We start from the raw sequence: 17,103 nt of genomic DNA, 5'->3' as shown, positions 1-17,103 counted from the left end.
GCCCCCGCGAAGTGGCGCAGTTGGAACTTGGATTCACTTAAAGGGCAAGGCTTGGCTTGGTCACGACCTAGTCAGACCGGCTCGCCGCCGCCGGGCAGGCCTAGTCGGGCCCACTTCTCGCTGACCGCCTTTACCGTCGCCTCGTCCATGCCAAGCTTCTCGCCCCATTCGCGATGGGTCTCGGGCGGCCATTTGTTGGTCGCGTCGAGGCCGATCTTCGAGCCCAGCCCGCTCTCGGGCGAGGCGAAGTCGAGGTAGTCGATCGGGGTGCCTTCCACGAGGGTGATGTCGCGGGCTGGGTCCATGCGGGTCGACAGCGCCCACATGACGTCCTTCCAGTCGCGGGCGTTGATGTCGTCGTCCACGACGATCACCCATTTGGTGTACATGAACTGACGCAGGAAGCTCCAGACGCCCATCATCACGCGCTTGGCGTGACCGGGGTAGGCCTTCTTCATCGAGACGACGGCGATGCGGTAGGAGCAGCCCTCCGGCGGCAGCCAGAAGTCGATGATCTCCGGGAACTGCTGGCGCAGCAGAGGGATGAAGACCTCGTTCAGAGCCTCGCCCAGCACGCTCGGCTCATCCGGCGGCCGGCCGGTGAAGGTGGTCAGGTAGATCGGGTCCTTGCGCATCGTAATGGCGCTGACCTTGAACACTGGAAACTGCTCGACCGAGTTGTAGTAGCCGGTGTGATCGCCGTAGGGGCCTTCGTCGGCGTACTCGTCCAGCATGACGTGGCCTTCGATGACGATCTCCGCCTGGGCCGGCACCAGCAGCGGTACGGTCTTGGCCTGGACCAGATCGACCTTGGCGCCGCGCATCAGGCCGGCGAACTGGTATTCGGAAAGGGTCTCCGGCACCGGCGTGACGGCCGCCAGGATGGTGCCCGGATCTGCGCCGATCACCACGGCGGCGGGCAGCGCATCGGGCTTGCCGGCCGCCTTCCAGCGGCGGTGGTGCTGGGCGCCGCCGCGGTGCGCCAGCCAGCGCATGATCGTCTTGTCCTTGCCCAGCACCTGCATGCGATAGATGCCGAGGTTGTAGTCGTCCTCGCGCTCGTCGGACGGCCCCTTGGTCACCACCAGCGGCCAGGTGATCAGCGGCGCGGGCTCGCCCGGCCAGCAGGTCTGGATCGGCAGCTTGGTCAGGTCGATCTGATCGCCCGTCCAGACCACCTCCTGCACCGGCGCCTTCTTCACGGTGGCCGGGCGCATCGACATGACCGTCTTGGCCAGCGGCAGCATCTCGAAGGCGTCCTTCAGGCCGCGCGGAGGCTCGGGGCTGCGCAGGAACGCCAGCAGTTCCCCGACCTCGCGCAGTTCGCCCGCGGTGGTGCGCTCCTGGCCCTCGAGGGTCACGCCCATGGCCACGCGCTTCACCGTGCCGAACAGATTGACCAGGCAGGGCATGGTCGAGCGCTCGCCGTCGGCGCGGATGACGTTCTCGAACAGCACGGCCGGACCGCCGGTCGCCAGGAGTCGGCGCTGAATCTCGGTCATTTCCAGCACGCTGGACACCGGCTCGCTAACCCGCACCAACTCGCCCGCCGCTTCCAGCTTGGCGATGAAATCCCTCAGGGACCGATAGGCCATGCGCCCTCCATTCGTGCTGGGGCTTGGTCTAGGGCGGGGCGGCCCTGGTGTCACCTGCGCGACGCCGGTAAAATCCTCGCCCATGAAGCGCATCGACCTCGACGACCTGCCGCCCAAACTCGCGCAACTGCTCGCCGCCGTGGAGGAGGGGGAAGAATTGCTGCTCGTCCAGAACGGCGCGGTGGCTGGCCGGCTGATCGGCGTGGCGTCTCCCGTTCCAGAGGCCGAACCTGAGCAGCCCAGCAACGAACGCGCCGCCGAGATTTTCGAGCAGTTCCGATCGGCCATGGAAGACGAGTTCTAGATCACGTCTTTTCGGGTGGCGCGGCGGGCGCAAACCCCATATCTGTCAAGCGTTGTGGCGTAACGAGGCCGCAGAGCCTCTCGGCTGCGACATCTTTTGGCAGTAGGGAAACGCCATGCTCAAAATCTTCGCAATTTCGGCTGCGCTCGCGATGGTCGCTGGCTCCGCCGTCGCCGCTCCGGCCGGTTTCGGTTCGTCGGTCATCCGCGTCGCCGACCTCAATGCCGGCCGCCCGGCGGATGTCGAGCGTCTTCAGAAGCGTCTCGAGACCGCCTCGCTCGCCGCCTGCGGCGCGCAGGAAGCCAGCGCCCGAATGGTCAAGCAGGCCATCGCGCGTTCGGATTGCTACAAGGAAACCTTGGCCCAGGCGTCGGCTCAGGTTCGGACCGGCCTGGCGATCCGCTAGGGCTCAGTCTTCGTCTTCGAAGTCGTCATCGCCGCCTAGAACCTCGTTCAGGGCGTCGATGATGGCGTCCATCTGGTCGGGCGTGACTTCCAGCGCGACAGGCTCGCCACCGGCGCCGGCCACGGTCAGCAGGTAGCCCTCGTCGGTTTCTTCGAACTCGAAGCGCTCGAGCGGTTTCGGCTGGGCCATAATCATCTCCTGTCCGCGGGCGTCGCGGCGTACGCCCACCATCGCCTTGGGAGCGAACGGAAGCCATCTCCGTTCCAAGAAATTTGTCGCTGAGCGTTCAGGCGCCGGCGTCGCGGGCCTTTACCAGCTTCCTTGGCGCAATCTTGCGCCAGCGGCGATCGAGGAAGTTCCGCAACGATCCCGGATGCAGGGTTCCGATCCTGGCCAGCACGCTGGGATAGTCCTTGTAGTGCGGCGTGATGTGGAATGTGGCCGGCTCGGCTTCCATCAGCATCTCACGCTCGTCATGGCTGACGTCCAGCAGCACCACGCTTTGATCTTCACGTCGCAGCCGGGTGAAAAACTTGCCGTTCACCTTGAACGACGGCTGGCCATAGGACACGCCTTCCTCGGCGCCTGGAAAGGCCAGCACGATCTCGCGCAACTCATCAGGGGTCATGATGCGTCCCTCTTGGTGGCCGAGGCCAGCTTCACCCCATCTGCGCAGGCGTCAATCAGGATCGCTTGGCGCGGGTTGTCGGCTCCATCAGTAGGCCAGAGCCACGCCGTCCTTGCGCATCTCGGTCGCCGCGGCGTAGCGGCCCGGCCAGCGCTCGATGGCCTGATAGCCGCCATAGCCGCCTGGGTCGGGCGCGAGCTTCCAGCCGATCGCGGCCAGCGCAGCGCGGGTCGCTTCGGGCACGCCGGTTTCCAGGTTGAGGACGCCGATCCCCTTCTGGGCCTCGCCGGTCGGCTCGGACGACCCCCCGTGATGCCAGCGCGGGCTGTCGCCAGCCTCCTGAACGCCCAGGCCGAAATCGACCATGTTCGAGATGATCTGCGCCTGGCCCTGCGGCTGCATGTCTCCGCCCATGACCCCGAACGACAGCCACGGGTCGCCGCCCTTGGTCGCAAAGCCGGGGATGATGGTCTGGAAGGGGCGCTTGCCCGGCGCGTAGATGTTGGCGTGGCCGTCCTCCAGAGCGAACAGTTCGCCGCGGTTCTGGAACATGAAGCCCAGACCGTCCGGCGACAGGCCCGAGCCCATGCCGCGGTAGTTCGACTGGATGATCGACACCATCATCCCGTTGGCGTCGGCGGTGGTGAAATAGGTAGTGTCGCCCCGGCTCGGCGCCTGGCCGGGGAACACCGGCGTCAGGATCTTGCCGGGCGAGATCAGCTTGGCCCGCTCGCGCGCATACTCCTTCGACAGCAGCCACTCGGTCGGGACCTTGAAGAAGTCGGGGTCGGCGTAGAACTTGGCGCGGTCCTCGAAGGCTAGGCGCTTGGCCTCGACGGCATGGTGGATCGCCGCTGCCGACTGGAAGCCCATGGCCTTGAAGTCGAAGGTCTCCATGATGTTCAGCATCTGCAGGGTCGCTAGGCCCTGGCTGTTGGGCGACAGGCCCCAGACGTCGACTCCGCGGTAGTTGACCTTGTGCGGCGGATCCCAGCGCGCATGGTGCGCCGCCAGGTCGGCCTTGGTCATCCAGCCCCCGATACGCTTGAAGTAGGCCTCGATCGTCTGTGCGACTTCGCCGCCATAGAAGCCGTCGCGGCCGTTTGCGGCGATCTGGCGATAGGTGCGGCCCAGCGCCGGGTTCTTGAAGACCTCGCCTTCCTTCGGCGTACGGCCGTCCGGCGCCCAGATCGTCTTGAAGTTTTCGACCTCTTCGATGCCTGAGGTGGGCCGGGTGAAGTTCTTCAGGGAGCGGTCGAGGTAGTAGGCGACGTTCTGGGACACGGCGTGCCCCTCTTCAGCATAGATGATCGCCGGCGCGAACAGGTCCTTCCACGGCAGCTTCCCGTAGCGCAGATGCAGGGTCCACCAGGCGTCCACGGCGCCGGGGACGCTGACCGAGACCGCGCCATAGGATGGGATCAGTCCATTCTTGGCCCGGCCGCGCACCGTCTCCAGCGACAGGCCCTTGGGGCTGCGGCCAGAACCGTTCAGGCCCTCCACGCGCCGGGTCTTCGGGGCCCAGACCATGACGAAGCAGTCGCCGCCGATGCCGCAGGCGATCGGCTCCACGAGGCCGAGCACAGCATTGGCCGCGATCGCTGCATCGACCGCCGACCCGCCCAGCCGCAGGACGTCGAGGGCCGCCAGGCTCGCCAGCGGATGGGCGGTGGCCGCGGCGCCGTGCGCGCCCCAGGCGGCGCTGCGCGAGGCGAAGGTCGCCCCGTCGATCCGGTCCCCGCCATGGACGTCGGGGCGATCGCGGTTGGGGTTGTCGGCGCGGCTCTGGGCCATGGCGCCGCCAGCCAGGGCGGTGGCGGGCAGGGCGGCGAGGAAGGTGCGGCGGCGCATGGGAACTCCGGAAATCGAATGCTCGGCGACGACCCACTATAGGGTGAAGTTTGCCCCGCGCGCGTCCGTTCGGAGGGGAGCATGCAGCGTTTCGCCGTGCAGACCGCATCGTTAGATTGCCCCGGCGGACCAGCCTCGGCTATATGGCGCCAGGGGATAGACATGCGAACAATCGACGCCTTGGCGGCGTCGGCGGCGTTGCTTGCCGCCCTGGCTTTCAGCCAGATGGCGGGCCAGCAGGCGTCGCCCGACGAGATCGCCGCGGATACTTGGATCTTGGAGCAGGACATGGTCCGGCTGCTGGGCGCTATGAGCAGCTCGGCCGAGGCCTGCTATGCGATGACCCTGCCGTCGACCCAGGCGGACGAGGGACTGCTGCCGCTCGCCAGGGACCGCGCCGGCGTGGCGCTGGCCACCAGCTGCGACCCGACGATGATCTCTCAGCTGACCTAGCTGGCTTCGACGTCGCTCAGGATCATCGCGTAGGGGATCATCGCCCCGTCGCGCTCGGCATAGCCGCTGACGAGCTTGTGCTCGGGATTGACCAGGCCCAGGTCCACATCCTCGTGCGGGAAGACGACAATGCGGCGGTCGCCGATGCAGACCACCAGTTCGCGGCCGTCCAGCGCCAATTCCGACATCGCCTTGATGCGGCGGTAGTAGGGCTCCCGCTTCCAGGCTCCCGGCTGATTGGGATCGACGATGACGTTGAGCCGCTGGCCGCCCTTTTCGGTGTACATCAGGAACTTGGCGCGATCCGGCCGCCAGGCGTCGTCCAATTTTTCGGAATCCAGCCATAGGCAAATGAAGCCGCGGCAGGCGGGCGGTCTGTCATCGTAGACGCCGCAGCCTGCGCCGCGCTTGAAGTGTCCGCACCAGGCGCCGGCCGGCTTGTCGAGGGCCTGGATGGCGAGCAGCTTGCAGCACATGCCGCACTCGCCGCAGCTCTTGCTCATCGCCCCTGTCCCTCAGCATCGTCCGATGCCGGACGATAGCGACGGTGCGTGACGGTTCGACGACGCCCTAGGTCTCCGACCAGACCGCCAGTTCGTTTCCGGACGGGTCGCGGAAGTGGAACCGGCGTCCGCCTGGAAAACTGAAGATCGGTTTGATGATCGCGCCGCCTGCCGCCTGCACCTTGGCGGCCATGGCCTCCAGGTCGTGCGCGTAGAGGATGACCAGGGGCTTGTCCGTCTGGGCCGCAGCGTCGGCGTCGAAGCCGCCGTCGAGGCCCGCCTCGAACGCGGTGTAGCTGGGACCATAGTCCGTGAACGCCCACCCGAAGGCGGATTCATAGAAGCGCTTGGTCGCGATCAGGTCGCCGCCCGGCAGCTCAACATAGTCGATCTTGCCATCTTCCCGCATCGGCGGTCCTCACGAATGTTCTTAATACGTTCCAGAATGTGCGATCACGCTGGCAGAGTCCAGACGGCGGTCTTCTTGACCTCTCGGTCCTCAAGCTCGCGCGTGGTCTGAACTTCGTACTCGGCCAACTTCTCAAGCCCGACCCGCGGAAAATAGCTGCGGCCAGGGTCGCCGATCAGGATGCGTGCGCCGCGAACGTGCGCCGCGGCCAGCCAGTTCATGACCTGATCGGCCAGAGGCTTCTCGTAGCAGATGTCCCCGGCCAGAATGACGTCGACGTCGGGGGGCGGGGCGTCCAGCAGGTTCTGGTCGGTGTAGTCGAGCCGAACGCCGTTGAGCTCGGAATTGACCGCCAGTGCGGCGCCGCAGAAGGGGTCGATGTCGGCGGCGAGCACATGGCCGGCCCTGGCCTTCATCGCCGCGATTCCGACGATCCCCGAGCCGCTGGCGAAGTCGATCACCCGTTTGCCGGCCACTTCTTCGGGGTGGTCCAGCACATAGCGGGCGAGCGCTTGGCCGCCCGCCCACGCGAAGGCCCAGAACGGCGGCGGAAGTCCGATCTCGGCGAGCGCCTCCTCGGTCAGGCGCCAGATCGGCGTGACTTCGTCGGCCAGATGCAATGTCAGCTCCGGCGTGTGCGGCGGCGGCTGGATGCGGGTATTTTCGAGGATGAAGGCGCGACGGCCTTCCAGGGTCTGGATGATCACGCGCGCCCACTAGCACGACCTAATCTGCCGCGCCGCCGAATTGGTTCGGAACCGAACGCCTAGGTTTCGCCTTTTTCCCCTCAAGCGGGAGAAGCACATGGCTACTGACCAAGGATTGCGTTCGCCCAACCCGGTCCTGACGTCCATGTTCGATGGCGTCTCCTGGCCGGCGATCGCCCTGCGCGGGGTGGCCGGCGTGCTGTTCGGCCTTCTGGCGGTGTTCGCGCCTGTGACCACGGCGCTGTCGCTGGTGCTGGTCTTTTCGATCTACCTGATGGCCGACGGCTTCCTGGCCATCTTCAGCGCGTTCCGGGCGATGCGCGAGCGGCACTCCTGGGGCCTGCTGGCGGTCGAGGGGGTGGCGAACATCATCGCCAGCCTGGTCCTCTTTTTCATGCCCAAGCTCGGCATTGTGACCTTTGTGGTGATCGTCGCCGTCTGGTCGCTGTTCGCTGGCGGCGTAAAGCTCGTGACGTCGATGCGGCGCGGCCCGGTTCCGGCGCGAGGGTGGCTGGCCTTTTCCGCGGTGGTGTCGCTCTTGTTCGGCCTGGTGCTGCTCGTCTCACCGGTGATCGGCGCGGTGGTGTTGACCTGGTGGCTTGGGATCTACGGGCTGGTGTTAGGCGTCGTGCTGCTGTTCCTCGCCTTCCAGCTGCGCTCGGCCAGAAAGAAGGCTGGGCTCTAGCGTTCCTTCGACGAAGCGAGTTTCAGCACGCTCAGGTAGCCGCCGGGTTCGATCAGCATCCGCTCGCCGACGCCCTTGGTCCGCAACGCGCGATGCACGCGGGGCAGATTGTAGCAGGGCACATGCATGAACATGTGATGTTCGCAGTGGTAGTTCACATAGTAGGGCGCGATCAGTAGCCGCTCGAGGAAGCCGGCCTTGGTCGTCCGCGCCTGGCGCATCGGATCGGGCTCGCCCACGTCGATGCAGGCGTGTTCGGCGATGTTGCGGAGGCGGGTGACCAGCGGCAGCCAGGTCGCCTGCGGCAGAACCCACAGCACCGGCCAGGCCCACCAAAGTCCGAATGGCGTCCCCACGGCGGTGACGAGCAGGCCGAATCCCAGCCAGCGACGCTTGTGCTTGATCTCCTGCGCGATGATCGGGAGCAGCGGCTCTCCGGCCTTGCGCGCCTTCAGCTTGGCGACGAATGCGCCGAACCGCTGCTTGAAGAAGGTCTGGCCAGTCAGGTCGCGGATGATCTTGCGCTTCAGCGAGAGCGGCGTGATCGGGAACGGCGCCGACAGCACCAGGTCCGGATCCTCGCCCTGCTGAGCGAAGCGGTGATGGGTCAGGTGATAGGGGCGGTAGCGGTGAAGGCCGCCGGGGGTCAGCCACTCGCCGATGAAGTCGTTGACCTTCAGGTTCTTATGCAGCGCGCCGTGGGCGGCGTCGTGCATCAGGATCGCCAGGCCCAGTTGGCGCGTCCCAATGACCATCACCGCGAGCGGCAGCGTCAGCGGCCAGATCACGACCATCGCGCCGGCTGCGACGATCAGGGCCCAGGCGTGAGCGATCATGGCCGGCCCGCGCCAGTAGGACCGTGCGGATATTGGCGCCCATTCCTGGTCGGTGAAGAAGTCCTTGGGCGAAAGGCGAGCGGCCGCGGCCATCAGTCCTGTCCTCCGCTTGAGCTGTGCCGCAAGAGGGCCAGCATCTCGTCGACGGCTTCCTGGGTCGTTGCGCCCGTGGCCCCGTCGCGCAGGGTGACGCCCAGCGCCAGCGTCCAGAACCGGCGTGCGGTCGTGGCCGGATCGTCGCCGCCGGACCAGCCGCGTTTGACCTTGGTCTCGGCATAGGCGCGGTCGCCCTGGGCGTGGAGCCGATCAAAGGTCCGTTCGACCAGCGGCACCAGATCCTGGCGTCGGCGGGTGAGCGACAGCGCCTCGACGAACAGCGCCAGGCCCGGCGATCCGACCACCGTCTCGACCAGCACGCGGTTGTAGTTCGTCCCCGTCGGGGCGCGGGCCGCGGCCTCCTCGGCCTTGCGGGCGACATAGAGCACCTCGCGGCAGGCGGCCTCGACGAACAGCGCCTCCTTGGTGCGGAAGTAATAGGTGATCTGGCTGGGATAGGCGCCGGCGGCCGCGGCGATGTCCGCCACCGCCACGCCCGCAAGCCCTTGCGCCTTGAACAGGTCCACCGCCGCGTCGAGCAGGCGCGAGCGCATGCGCTTGCCGGGCTCTCGCACCCCGCGGACATCGGCCAAGGATCGCACGTTCGGCATGGCTTATTTGTACGTCATACAAACAAGCGCGTCAATTCAGGCGTTGCGCGCCATCAGGCCTCCGTCGACCGGGATTGAGACACCGGTGATGTAGGACGATGCCGGCAGGCAAAGACTGACCGTCACGTGCGCCACCTCTTCCGGCAGGCCATAGCGGCCAAGCGCGGTGCGGCGCTTGGCGAACACCGCCTTCTGGTCGTCGGGAATGGCGGCGGTCATGCCGGTGGCGATCGGGCCGGGGCAGATGCAGTTGACGGTGATCCCCTCGCGGCCCAGCTCGACGGCGAGGGCGCGCGTCAGGCCGGTGACCCCGGCCTTGGCCGCGGCGTAGGGGCTGTCCATCGCCGTCGCGCCCAGCGCCTCGGTGGAGGCGATGTTGACGATGCGCGGCGCCGACGATGCGCGCAGGTAGGGCAGGGCGGCGCGGATCACCCGCTGGTGCGCGCTGAGCAGGATGGCCAACGACCGATCCCAGACCGCCTCATAACTGTCGCTGTCGATGGGCGAGAACGCCGAGACGCCGGCGTTGTTGATCACCACGTCCAGGCCGCCCAGCTGCTCGGCGATCTGCGGCACGACGGCGGCGATCTCGCCGGCGCTCGACACGTCCAGCTTCCACGCCTGGGCGGCCAGGCCGTCAGCGGCGATGGCGTCGGCGACGGCTTGGGCCGGCGCCAACGCATGGTCGGTCACCGCCACCAGCGCGCCCTCTCGAGCGAAGACTTCCGCGGTGGCTCGGCCCATGCCCGAGCCCGCGCCGGTGACCAGCACCCGTGATCCTTTGAGCGAACGGCTGAGCGGGCTCACAGGCTCAGCCCTCCGTCCACGACCAGGGTCTGGCCGACGACATAGGACGCCAGCGGCGAGGCCAGGAACAGCGCGGCGCCGGCCATGTCCGAGGGCTCGCCTATCCGGCCGGCGGGTATGCGGTTCAGCGCTCCGCGCAGGCGATCGGGATGTTCCGTGGTGACCTTGGTCAGCTTGGTGTCGACGAGACCGGGCGCCAGGCCGTTCACGCGGATGCCGTCGCCCGCCCACGCCTGGCCCAGGGTCTTGGTCAGGCTGACCGCGCCGGCTTTCGAGGCGGCGTAGGCCGGGTTGCCGCGGTTGGCCTGGAAGCCGGACACTGAGCTGACGATGATGATCGAACCTTTCGCCGACGCCAGCATGTCGTGGAACTTCGCAGCGCAGGCCATCAGGCTGTCGAGGTTCACCGCCATGACCCGATCCCAGCCCTCGCGCTCGAACTCGCCCCGTCTGTAGACGACCGTGCCTTGGCAGAGCACCAGCACATCCAGCCGATCGAACGCGGGACGATGGGCGGCGATGGCGTCGCGGTCGGCCACATCCACCTGGGCGTAGGTCAGGCCCTCAAGGTCGGAGCCGTCATCTGGAGAATAGTCGGCGGCCGCTTGGCGCGTGCCCCAAATGTGGACCGCCGCGCCATGCGTACGGAAGCCATGCGCGATCCCGTTGCCGATGCCGCTCGACCCGCCCACGACCAGCACGTTGCGGCCGGTGAAGTCCAGCTCTCCCATCGTGTCGTCCTCCCTGTTTTCGGCATCCTCACGCCGGAAGCCGGGGTGCGGCAATGCTCACCCAACGTGAGGATTGACGTGAACGTAAGGTCGGGGAACTCTCCAGGGTGACGGGCGCGGAACAAGCCCCGCGCATTAGAGACAAAACGGGAGGTTTAGATGCTCCAGAGGCTTCGCCGTCCAGCGACCACGTTCACGATCACCCAGCTATGCCGCGAGTTCGGGACCACCCCGCGCGCGCTTCGCTACTACGAAGAGCAGGGCCTGCTCTCGCCGAGCCGCGATGGCCAGGCGCGCATTTACACCTATCGGGATCGCGCCCGGCTCACCCTGATCCTTCGCGGCAAGACAGTCGGCCTGTCGCTGGCCGAGATCCGCGACATCCTCGATCTTTACGAACGCGATGACGACCTGATCGCCCAGAACACCCAGGCCCTGGGCAAGTTCAAGGAACGCATCCAGGCCTTCGAGGCCCAGCGGCGCGAGATCGACATGGCCATCGACGTGCTGCACGACGCCAGCGCCCGCCTCGAGGCCGCCTTGGCCGAGCGTGCGGGACGCGCCGCCTTCGGCTGACGATCCAGCTCCCGTGGCGGTCTAGAACCCCGCCACGGGGCCTTTCCAGGTTCCGGCCGCCAGGGCCAGGAACAGCAGCAGCCCGGCCAGGTTGTTGGACTTGAACAGCGCCAGGGCCAGCGGCCCGTCGTTGATGTCGATCCTCGCGGCCTGCCGCGACAGATGCATGCCGAACAGCGCCGCCAGCGGCAGGAACAGCGGACCAAGCCCGCCCGCCCAGGCTGCGGCCAGCGCCAGGGCGAAGCTCAGCACGTAGAAGACCAGCACGCCCTTCTGCACGCCCGCGCCCAGACGGCGGGTGGACGACTTGATCCCCGCCAAGGCGTCGTCCTCGAGGTCCTGGATCGCGTAGATGGTGTCGTAGCCGAGGGTCCAGAATATCCCCGAGGCGTAGAGCAGACCGGCCGCCAGGGTCAGTCGCCCCAGGTCCAGCTGATCGGCCGGCACGAGGTCTGCGCCGCCGACCAGGCCGCCCAGCCAGCTATAGGCCGAGACCGACCCCGTGGCCGCCGCGAAGCCGAGCAGCGCGCCCCAGTTGAAGGTCAGGCCCAGCCAAGCTTGCGGCCACCAGGTGATCCGCTTCATGAACGGGTAGCCGGCCACCAGGCCGAGCGAGGCGACGCCGAGACCGACGGCTAGCGGCGACATGCTGAGCAGCAGGGCCAGCGACACCAGGCTGCACAGCACGACGAAGGCCCAGGCCTGCTTGACGCTGATCTGTCCCGAGGCCACAGGGCGCATCGCCGTGCGCGCGACCTTGGCGTCGAAGTCGCGGTCGACGATGTCGTTGAACGCGCAGCCCGCCGCACGCATCAGCGCCGCGCCGATGAAGATCTTCACCAGCAGCAGAAGGTCGGGAAGTTTGCCATCCATGGCGGCCGCCAGGGCGGCGCCCTGCCAACCCGGCAGCATGAGCAGCCAGATGCCGGCCGGCCGGTCGAAACGCCCGAGCTTCAGCCACGGCTGGAGGGCGGCGGGCGCATGGCGGTCGACCCAGTTGCTGGGTGCGGCGTCGGGGAGCTGGGCGGTCATGTGCTGGCTTTACTCCGCCTGTGGCGTTGCGGCCACTCCTCGACTGCAACTAGGCGGTGTGGGTGAAATAACGCCGGTCATTGCGATTGACAGGGCAAATCCATGCGCGCAGGTTGCGTCTCGTCGTCGTCCGGCCCGCAACCATCTGACAGGGAGGTGATCATCGTGGCAGCACTAAATCATCGTCCGCAGATGCCGCTTGTCGCCGTGATCGCCTACGCAGGACGGTTCCGCGACTAAGTCGCGCCCGGCCCCGCCAGCGGGCTGATCTGCACCTCCATCGTCAGCATGCCCGCGCGATCCTTCGCGCTGCCCTGGCGTTCCCCGATTCCACGGATTCCCCGTTCGCAACGCGCGGAATCCGTCCGTCTCGAAAGACGACGACATGCCTATCGCCGAACCCATTTCGGTCCCGACGAACGCCCCGCATCCCAATCGCTATGGGGCGATGTGCACCGAGGTCTACGATCTCGACAAGCCGCCCGGCTCACTGCCCGACGTTCCGTTCTACCTGCAGCGTCTGGCGGGAACCGACGGCCTGATCCTGGAGGCCGGCGTAGGGACCGGGCGGCTGCTCATCCCGCTGCTGGAAGCCGGGCTGGAGGTGGAGGGCTTCGACCGCTCCGCCGACATGCTGACCTCCTGCGCTCGCCACTGCGCCGCGCGCGGCCTTTCGCCCGCGCTCCGCCAGGCCAGGTTCCAGGACTTCGGCTACGACCACGACTTCGCGGCGATCCTCGTACCCGCAGGGACCTTCACCCTGCTGGACGACGTCGCAGAGGCGCTGGCGGTGCTGAAGCGGTTCTTCGATCACCTGCGTCCCGGTGGGCGCCTGCTGATCGACCTGATGCCGCTCGGCTACCTGACCAACGAGCGGCCGGACATCCGGACCTGGACGACGCTCACCGGCGATGTCCTCCGGATCGAGGGCCGCGCCGTGGAGATCGATCTCGTCGGCCAGCGCCGGGTCACGCACGACCGCTATGAGCGCTGGCGCGATGGCCGGCTGGTCGAGAGCGAACTGGAGGTCATGGCCTTCCGGCTCTGGGGCCTGAAGGAGTTCGAGCTGGCGCTGGCTGCGGCGGGCTTCGACGAGATCTCCGTATGCGCCGACCACCAGTCCGGACGGCCGCCCGGCCGGTCGAGCCGAATACTCAATTTCGAGGCCCGGCGACCCGTCTAGGGGCGCGGCAGCGGCGCCGGGGTCCGTGCTCCCCCACGGGCTCCGGCGCCCACCCTCGATGTCTCAATTTACCCCCGGCGCCTTGCCGGGCCGATTTGCGAAACGCGTTATGACCGACACTCTCGACGACGACGATTTCAACCGTCCCCGGACCCTCACCAACAGGCAGGTGCTCGGCTTCATGGCCGGGCACTGGATGCGCGAACCGAAGAAGTTCGCGGTGATCATCGCCTTTGGCCTGGTGGCGACGATCTGCGACCTCTCGATCCCATGGGCCACCCGAGGCCTGATCAACGCGGTCTCGAGCCCTGAGAAGGTGACCGAGGCGGCATGGATCGCCTGGGCGTCGCTGTCTGGCCTCTACCTGGTCTTCTACATGTCCAGGACCAGCATGTTCCGGGTCATGAACGGCTTCTACGCCCGGATCATGTCGCGGATGGTCAAGGAAGGCTTCGCCCGCGTGCAGGCCTTCTCGTCCGACTGGCACGCCTCGAACTTCGCGGGCGCCACGGTGCGGCGGGTCAGCCGCGCCATGTGGGGCTACGACAGCGCCGCCGACGCGCTGATCGCCATGCTGCTGCCAACCGTCCTGGTGCTGAGCGGTCTGGCGATTTCGCTCGGCCTGCGCTGGCCGGTCGCCGGCCTGTTCGTGGCCGTCGTGATCGCGGTGTTCGCCGCCTACAACATCCTGATGTCGGTGCACTTCGTGCGGCCGGCCAATCTCCGCTCGACCGCGCTCGACTCCGAGATCGGCGCGGCGCTGGCGGACGCCATCGGCGCCAATCCGACCGTGAAGAGCTTCGGGGCCGAGGATCGGGAAGCCGCCCGCTTCGCCCAGACCGCCGACGCCTGGCGTTGGGCGGTCAATAAGACCTGGGACCGCTTCAACGTCGTCGGGCTTGGCCAGAACCTGCTGCTCATTGTGCTTCAGGCGGGCCTGACCGGCTTCCTGGTGCACGCCTGGTCCAAGGGCCAGGCGACGCCTGGCGACGTGGCCTTCGCGATCACCTCGTTCATCGTCATGGCCGGCTACATGCGGAACTTCAGCGAGATCACCCAGATGCTCCAGAAGGGCCTGGACGACATGCTGGACGTGGCGACCTACATGCGCACCGAGCCGCAGTTGAACGACCACAGCGAGGCGCGGCCGTTCCGCGGCGACCTGGGCGAGGTCATCTTCGACCGCGTCACCTTCGGCTACGCCAACCAGCCGCGGCCGCTCTATGAGGGCTTCACCCTCATCGTGGCGCCGGGCGAGCGTATCGCCCTGGTCGGGCCGACCGGTTCGGGCAAGTCCACCTTCGTGAAGCTGATTCAGCGCCTGTACGACGTGCAGGGCGGCCGCATTCTGATCGATGGCCAGGACATCTCCAGGGTTGGCCAGACCAGCTTGCGCCGCGCCATCGCGGTGGTGCCGCAGGACCCGGCGCTGTTCCACCGGAGCATCGCCGAGAACATCGCCTACGCCCGGCCGGACGCGACGCCGGACGAGGTGATGCTGGCGGCCAAGCGCGCCCGCGCCCACGACTTCATCGCCCGCCTGCCGAATGGCTATGACACTCCGGTGGGCGAGCGCGGCGTGAAGCTGTCCGGCGGCGAGCGCCAGCGGGTGGCGATCGCCCGCGCCTTCCTGGTCGATGCGCCGATCCTGGTGCTGGACGAGGCGACCTCGTCGCTAGACGTGGAGACCGAGCGGCAGGTCCAGGCGGCCATGGAAGAACTGATGGTGGGGCGCACCACGATCGTCATCGCCCACCGGCTGTCGACCATCCGCGGCGCCGACCGGATCCTGGTGTTCGACCAGGGCCGGATCGTCGAGGAGGGCCGCCACGCCGAACTGATCGACAAGGGCGGCGCCTATGCGCGGCTGCACGCCGTGACCGAAGGAACTGACCTGTGACCGACCATTACGAGGACGCCGAGGACCAGAAGCAGCGGACCCTGCCCAACAGCAGGGTCATTGGCTTCGTGATGCGCTACTGGCTGCGCCGGCCCGGCCTGCTGAGCGGCATGACCGTCTTCACCCTGCTCGCCATCGCCGCCGACATGGCGATTCCGCTGGCCGCCGGCCGGCTGGTCGACGCCGTGGCCGAAGGGCCGCAGGCCGCCGACATCGCCTGGGGCGCCTGGGCGCTGTTCGTCGGTCTCTACCTGGTGCTGTCGGTGGTCCGGAACATCGCCAACAAGTTCTGGAATCCGCTGGCGGCGTTGAACATGCGCGACCTGACCGACGAGGGCTTCGCGCGCATTCAGTCCTTTTCGGCCGACTGGCACGCCGACGCCTTCGCCGGCGCCACGGTGCGCCGGCTGTCGCGGGCGATGTGGGGCTACGACATGGTCTCCGACGCCATCGTCATGTGGATCGGCCCGGCCCTGCTGGTGCTCATCGGCCTGTCGACCATGATGATCTTCCGTTGGCCGATGGTGGGGTTGTTCTCGCTCGCCATCGTCGCGCTCTACATCGCGTCCAACGTGATCCTCACCGCCAAGTACGCCCGGCCCCTGAACCAGCGGTCGGTAGCGCTCGACTCGCGGATCGGCGGGGCTCTGGCGGATTCCGTCACCGGCAACCCCACGGTCCGCAGCTTTGGCGCCGAGGCCCGCGAGAGCGCCCGCATCGGCGAGATCACCGAGACCTGGCGCGGCGCCGTGGTTCGCACCTGGAACCGCTTCACCGACCTGTGGCTGATCCAGAACATCCTGCTGGCTGTGCTGCAGGGCGGTCTGACCGGCCTGCTGCTCATGCTCTGGACGCAGGGCAAGGCCACGCCCGGTGACGTGGCCTTCGGCATCACCGCCTTCCTGGTGATGAGCGGCTATCTGCGCAACATCGGTGAGAACGTCCGCATGCTGCAGAAGGGCCTGGACGACGTCGAGGACGTGGCCCGGTTCGCGCAGATCGAGCCCCAGGTGGCCGACCATCCCGGCGCGAAGCCGTTTGTCGGCGAACTTGGCGAGGTGGTCTTCGAGAACGCCACCTTCCGCTACAAGTCGGTCGCTGAGCCCCTGTTCCGGAATTTCTCCCTGACGGTCCGTCCAGGCGAGCGCATCGCCCTGGTCGGGGCGACAGGGTCGGGCAAGTCCACCTTCGTCAAGCTGGTCCAGCGCCTCTACGACCTGGACGGCGGCCGCGTGTTGATCGACGGCCAGGACATCGCCCGCGTGCAGCAGGGTTCGCTCCGCCGCGCCATCGCGGTGGTGCCGCAGGACCCAGCGCTGTTTCACCGGACGATCGCCGAGAACATCGCCTACGCCCGCCCGGACGCGACAGCCGAGGAGGTCGCGCTCGCCGCCCGCCGCGCCCGTGCGCACGAGTTCATCATGAAGCTGCCCCTGGGCTACCAGACCCTGGTGGGCGAGCGCGGGGTGAAGCTTTCGGGCGGCGAACGCCAGCGGGTGGCGATCGCCCGGGCCTTCCTGGTTGATGCGCCGATCCTGGTCTTCGACGAAGCCACCTCGTCGCTGGACGTGGAGACCGAGCGCGACGTCCAGGCGGCGATGGAGGAACTGATGGCGGGCCGCACCACCATCGTCATCGCCCACCGCCTCTCCACCGTGCGCAACGCCGACCGCATCCTGGTCTTTGAGCAGGGCCGCATCATCGAGGAGGGCCGCCACGCCGAACTCGTGCGCCAGGGCGGCGCCTATGCCCGCCTGCACGCGGTGACGGAAGGAACGGCCTGAGGCTGA

Annotated in this window: 20 protein-coding genes; 8 read left to right on the top strand and 12 right to left on the bottom strand. The window is 67.6% G+C overall.

Annotated features, from left to right (window positions below; translation table 11 throughout):
• Positions 1-71: 71 nt before the first annotated feature.
• Complete coding sequence (locus ASC79_RS12815; RefSeq protein WP_056016825.1) at positions 72-1,595, bottom strand: UbiD family decarboxylase; 1,524 nt, start codon at positions 1,593-1,595, stop codon at positions 72-74.
• A gap of 82 nt (positions 1,596-1,677) precedes the next feature.
• Between ASC79_RS12815 and ASC79_RS12810 the strand changes: the two genes are divergently transcribed.
• Together ASC79_RS12810 and ASC79_RS12805 are read left to right on the top strand one after the other, a co-directional pair.
• Positions 1,678-1,899, top strand: coding sequence for a type II toxin-antitoxin system prevent-host-death family antitoxin (locus ASC79_RS12810; protein WP_056016822.1), 222 nt, complete (start codon positions 1,678-1,680; stop codon positions 1,897-1,899).
• A gap of 115 nt (positions 1,900-2,014) precedes the next feature.
• Positions 2,015-2,305: a UrcA family protein gene (locus ASC79_RS12805; RefSeq protein ID WP_056016819.1), complete on the top strand. Its 291-nt coding sequence runs from the start codon at positions 2,015-2,017 to the stop codon at positions 2,303-2,305.
• Between the two features lie 3 nt (positions 2,306-2,308).
• Here the strand turns inward: ASC79_RS12805 and ASC79_RS12800 are convergent, their stop codons facing one another.
• The 3 genes from ASC79_RS12800 to ggt all read right to left on the bottom strand — a co-directional run bounded on the left by ASC79_RS12800 (position 2,309) and on the right by ggt (position 4,784).
• Positions 2,309-2,494, bottom strand: coding sequence for a hypothetical protein (locus tag ASC79_RS12800; protein ID WP_056017938.1), 186 nt, complete (start codon positions 2,492-2,494; stop codon positions 2,309-2,311).
• A gap of 97 nt (positions 2,495-2,591) precedes the next feature.
• Positions 2,592-2,933, bottom strand: a complete 342-nt coding sequence (locus ASC79_RS12795) for an MmcQ/YjbR family DNA-binding protein (RefSeq protein WP_056016816.1) — start codon at positions 2,931-2,933, stop codon at positions 2,592-2,594.
• Between the two features lie 87 nt (positions 2,934-3,020).
• On the bottom strand, positions 3,021-4,784 hold the full coding sequence (gene ggt, locus ASC79_RS12790; protein WP_056016813.1) for a gamma-glutamyltransferase: 1,764 nt from the start codon (positions 4,782-4,784) through the stop codon (positions 3,021-3,023).
• A 162-nt stretch (positions 4,785-4,946) separates the two neighbouring features.
• On the opposite strand from ggt, the gene ASC79_RS12785 reads away from it, so the two are divergent.
• Entirely contained in the window at positions 4,947-5,237 is a 291-nt protein-coding gene (locus tag ASC79_RS12785; RefSeq protein ID WP_156378257.1) for a hypothetical protein, read from the top strand.
• On the opposite strand, the gene ASC79_RS12780 is transcribed toward ASC79_RS12785, so the two are convergent.
• From ASC79_RS12780 to ASC79_RS12770, 3 genes are all read right to left on the bottom strand, one after another.
• Positions 5,234-5,740 (bottom strand): hypothetical protein, encoded by a 507-nt coding sequence (locus tag ASC79_RS12780; protein ID WP_056016807.1) that lies wholly within the window; start codon positions 5,738-5,740, stop codon positions 5,234-5,236. The two genes, ASC79_RS12785 and ASC79_RS12780, sit on opposite strands and share 4 nt — an antisense overlap.
• 67 nt (positions 5,741-5,807) lie before the next feature.
• On the bottom strand, positions 5,808-6,149 hold the full coding sequence (locus ASC79_RS12775; protein ID WP_056016804.1) for a VOC family protein: 342 nt from the start codon (positions 6,147-6,149) through the stop codon (positions 5,808-5,810).
• 44 nt (positions 6,150-6,193) lie between these two features.
• Positions 6,194-6,856, bottom strand: coding sequence for a methyltransferase (locus tag ASC79_RS12770; RefSeq protein WP_056016800.1), 663 nt, complete (start codon positions 6,854-6,856; stop codon positions 6,194-6,196).
• A 97-nt stretch (positions 6,857-6,953) separates the two neighbouring features.
• Between ASC79_RS12770 and ASC79_RS12765 the strand changes: the two genes are divergently transcribed.
• Positions 6,954-7,541 (top strand): HdeD family acid-resistance protein, encoded by a 588-nt coding sequence (locus tag ASC79_RS12765; protein ID WP_082532094.1) that lies wholly within the window; start codon positions 6,954-6,956, stop codon positions 7,539-7,541.
• On the opposite strand, the gene ASC79_RS12760 is transcribed toward ASC79_RS12765, so the two are convergent.
• The 4 genes from ASC79_RS12760 to ASC79_RS12745 are packed head-to-tail and all read right to left on the bottom strand — an operon-like array spanning position 7,538 to position 10,622.
• Positions 7,538-8,470 carry a fatty acid desaturase family protein gene (locus tag ASC79_RS12760; RefSeq protein WP_056016795.1) on the bottom strand — a complete coding sequence of 311 codons (933 nt, stop codon included), beginning with the start codon at positions 8,468-8,470 and terminating at the stop codon, positions 7,538-7,540. The two genes, ASC79_RS12765 and ASC79_RS12760, sit on opposite strands and share 4 nt — an antisense overlap.
• Positions 8,470-9,084, bottom strand: coding sequence for a TetR/AcrR family transcriptional regulator C-terminal domain-containing protein (locus ASC79_RS12755; protein WP_200937183.1), 615 nt, complete (start codon positions 9,082-9,084; stop codon positions 8,470-8,472). The genes ASC79_RS12760 and ASC79_RS12755 overlap by 1 nt, the downstream gene beginning before the upstream one ends.
• Before the next feature lie 36 nt (positions 9,085-9,120).
• The gene (locus tag ASC79_RS12750) at positions 9,121-9,891 is read right to left on the bottom strand and encodes an SDR family NAD(P)-dependent oxidoreductase (protein WP_056016788.1); all 771 of its coding nucleotides are present in this window, start codon (positions 9,889-9,891) and stop codon (positions 9,121-9,123) included.
• Entirely contained in the window at positions 9,888-10,622 is a 735-nt protein-coding gene (locus ASC79_RS12745; protein ID WP_056016785.1) for an SDR family NAD(P)-dependent oxidoreductase, read from the bottom strand. Before ASC79_RS12745 ends, ASC79_RS12750 begins: the two co-directional genes overlap by 4 nt.
• A 159-nt stretch (positions 10,623-10,781) precedes the next feature.
• Between ASC79_RS12745 and ASC79_RS12740 the strand changes: the two genes are divergently transcribed.
• Positions 10,782-11,198 carry a MerR family DNA-binding transcriptional regulator gene (locus tag ASC79_RS12740; protein ID WP_056016775.1) on the top strand — a complete coding sequence of 139 codons (417 nt, stop codon included), beginning with the start codon at positions 10,782-10,784 and terminating at the stop codon, positions 11,196-11,198.
• 21 nt (positions 11,199-11,219) lie between these two features.
• On the opposite strand, the gene ASC79_RS12735 is transcribed toward ASC79_RS12740, so the two are convergent.
• On the bottom strand, positions 11,220-12,230 hold the full coding sequence (locus ASC79_RS12735) for a UbiA family prenyltransferase (protein ID WP_056016772.1): 1,011 nt from the start codon (positions 12,228-12,230) through the stop codon (positions 11,220-11,222).
• Positions 12,231-12,615: 385 nt separating this feature from the next.
• Here ASC79_RS12735 and ASC79_RS12730 point away from each other — a divergent pair, with 385 nt between their 5' ends.
• The 3 genes from ASC79_RS12730 to ASC79_RS12720 all read left to right on the top strand — a co-directional run bounded on the left by ASC79_RS12730 (position 12,616) and on the right by ASC79_RS12720 (position 17,097).
• Positions 12,616-13,413, top strand: a complete 798-nt coding sequence (locus ASC79_RS12730) for a class I SAM-dependent methyltransferase (RefSeq protein ID WP_056016769.1) — start codon at positions 12,616-12,618, stop codon at positions 13,411-13,413.
• Positions 13,414-13,522: 109 nt separating this feature from the next.
• Positions 13,523-15,313 (top strand): ABC transporter ATP-binding protein, encoded by a 1,791-nt coding sequence (locus tag ASC79_RS12725; RefSeq protein WP_056016766.1) that lies wholly within the window; start codon positions 13,523-13,525, stop codon positions 15,311-15,313.
• Complete coding sequence (locus ASC79_RS12720) at positions 15,310-17,097, top strand: ABC transporter ATP-binding protein (protein WP_056016763.1); 1,788 nt, start codon at positions 15,310-15,312, stop codon at positions 17,095-17,097. Before ASC79_RS12725 ends, ASC79_RS12720 begins: the two co-directional genes overlap by 4 nt.
• Positions 17,098-17,103: the final 6 nt, after the last annotated feature.

It is taken from the genome of Phenylobacterium sp. Root1290 (assembly GCF_001425305.1).
Classification (GTDB): Bacteria; Pseudomonadota; Alphaproteobacteria; order Caulobacterales; family Caulobacteraceae; genus Phenylobacterium.
Note: the sequence above shows the minus strand (reverse complement) of the source record. Positions and strands in the feature narration are given on the sequence as shown.

Excerpts from the sequence above, each read along its gene's own strand:
- ASC79_RS12760 (WP_056016795.1), bottom strand. The coding sequence starts at position 8,470 with ATGGCCGCGGCCGCTCGCCTTTCGCCCAAGGACTTCTTCACCGACCAG.
- ASC79_RS12785 (WP_156378257.1), top strand. The coding sequence starts at position 4,947 with ATGCGAACAATCGACGCCTTGGCGGCGTCGGCGGCGTTGCTTGCCGCC.
- ASC79_RS12775 (WP_056016804.1), bottom strand. The coding sequence starts at position 6,149 with ATGCGGGAAGATGGCAAGATCGACTATGTTGAGCTGCCGGGCGGCGAC.
- ASC79_RS12740 (WP_056016775.1), top strand. The coding sequence starts at position 10,782 with ATGCTCCAGAGGCTTCGCCGTCCAGCGACCACGTTCACGATCACCCAG.
- ASC79_RS12725 (WP_056016766.1), top strand. The coding sequence starts at position 13,523 with ATGACCGACACTCTCGACGACGACGATTTCAACCGTCCCCGGACCCTC.
- ggt (WP_056016813.1), bottom strand. The coding sequence starts at position 4,784 with ATGCGCCGCCGCACCTTCCTCGCCGCCCTGCCCGCCACCGCCCTGGCT.
- ASC79_RS12810 (WP_056016822.1), top strand. The coding sequence starts at position 1,678 with ATGAAGCGCATCGACCTCGACGACCTGCCGCCCAAACTCGCGCAACTG.
- ASC79_RS12780 (WP_056016807.1), bottom strand. The coding sequence starts at position 5,740 with ATGAGCAAGAGCTGCGGCGAGTGCGGCATGTGCTGCAAGCTGCTCGCC.
- ASC79_RS12815 (WP_056016825.1), bottom strand. The coding sequence starts at position 1,595 with ATGGCCTATCGGTCCCTGAGGGATTTCATCGCCAAGCTGGAAGCGGCG.
- ASC79_RS12755 (WP_200937183.1), bottom strand. The coding sequence starts at position 9,084 with ATGCCGAACGTGCGATCCTTGGCCGATGTCCGCGGGGTGCGAGAGCCC.
- ASC79_RS12795 (WP_056016816.1), bottom strand. The coding sequence starts at position 2,933 with ATGACCCCTGATGAGTTGCGCGAGATCGTGCTGGCCTTTCCAGGCGCC.
- ASC79_RS12745 (WP_056016785.1), bottom strand. The coding sequence starts at position 10,622 with ATGGGAGAGCTGGACTTCACCGGCCGCAACGTGCTGGTCGTGGGCGGG.
- ASC79_RS12805 (WP_056016819.1), top strand. The coding sequence starts at position 2,015 with ATGCTCAAAATCTTCGCAATTTCGGCTGCGCTCGCGATGGTCGCTGGC.
- ASC79_RS12765 (WP_082532094.1), top strand. The coding sequence starts at position 6,954 with ATGGCTACTGACCAAGGATTGCGTTCGCCCAACCCGGTCCTGACGTCC.
- ASC79_RS12800 (WP_056017938.1), bottom strand. The coding sequence starts at position 2,494 with ATGGCCCAGCCGAAACCGCTCGAGCGCTTCGAGTTCGAAGAAACCGAC.
- ASC79_RS12730 (WP_056016769.1), top strand. The coding sequence starts at position 12,616 with ATGCCTATCGCCGAACCCATTTCGGTCCCGACGAACGCCCCGCATCCC.
- ASC79_RS12735 (WP_056016772.1), bottom strand. The coding sequence starts at position 12,230 with ATGACCGCCCAGCTCCCCGACGCCGCACCCAGCAACTGGGTCGACCGC.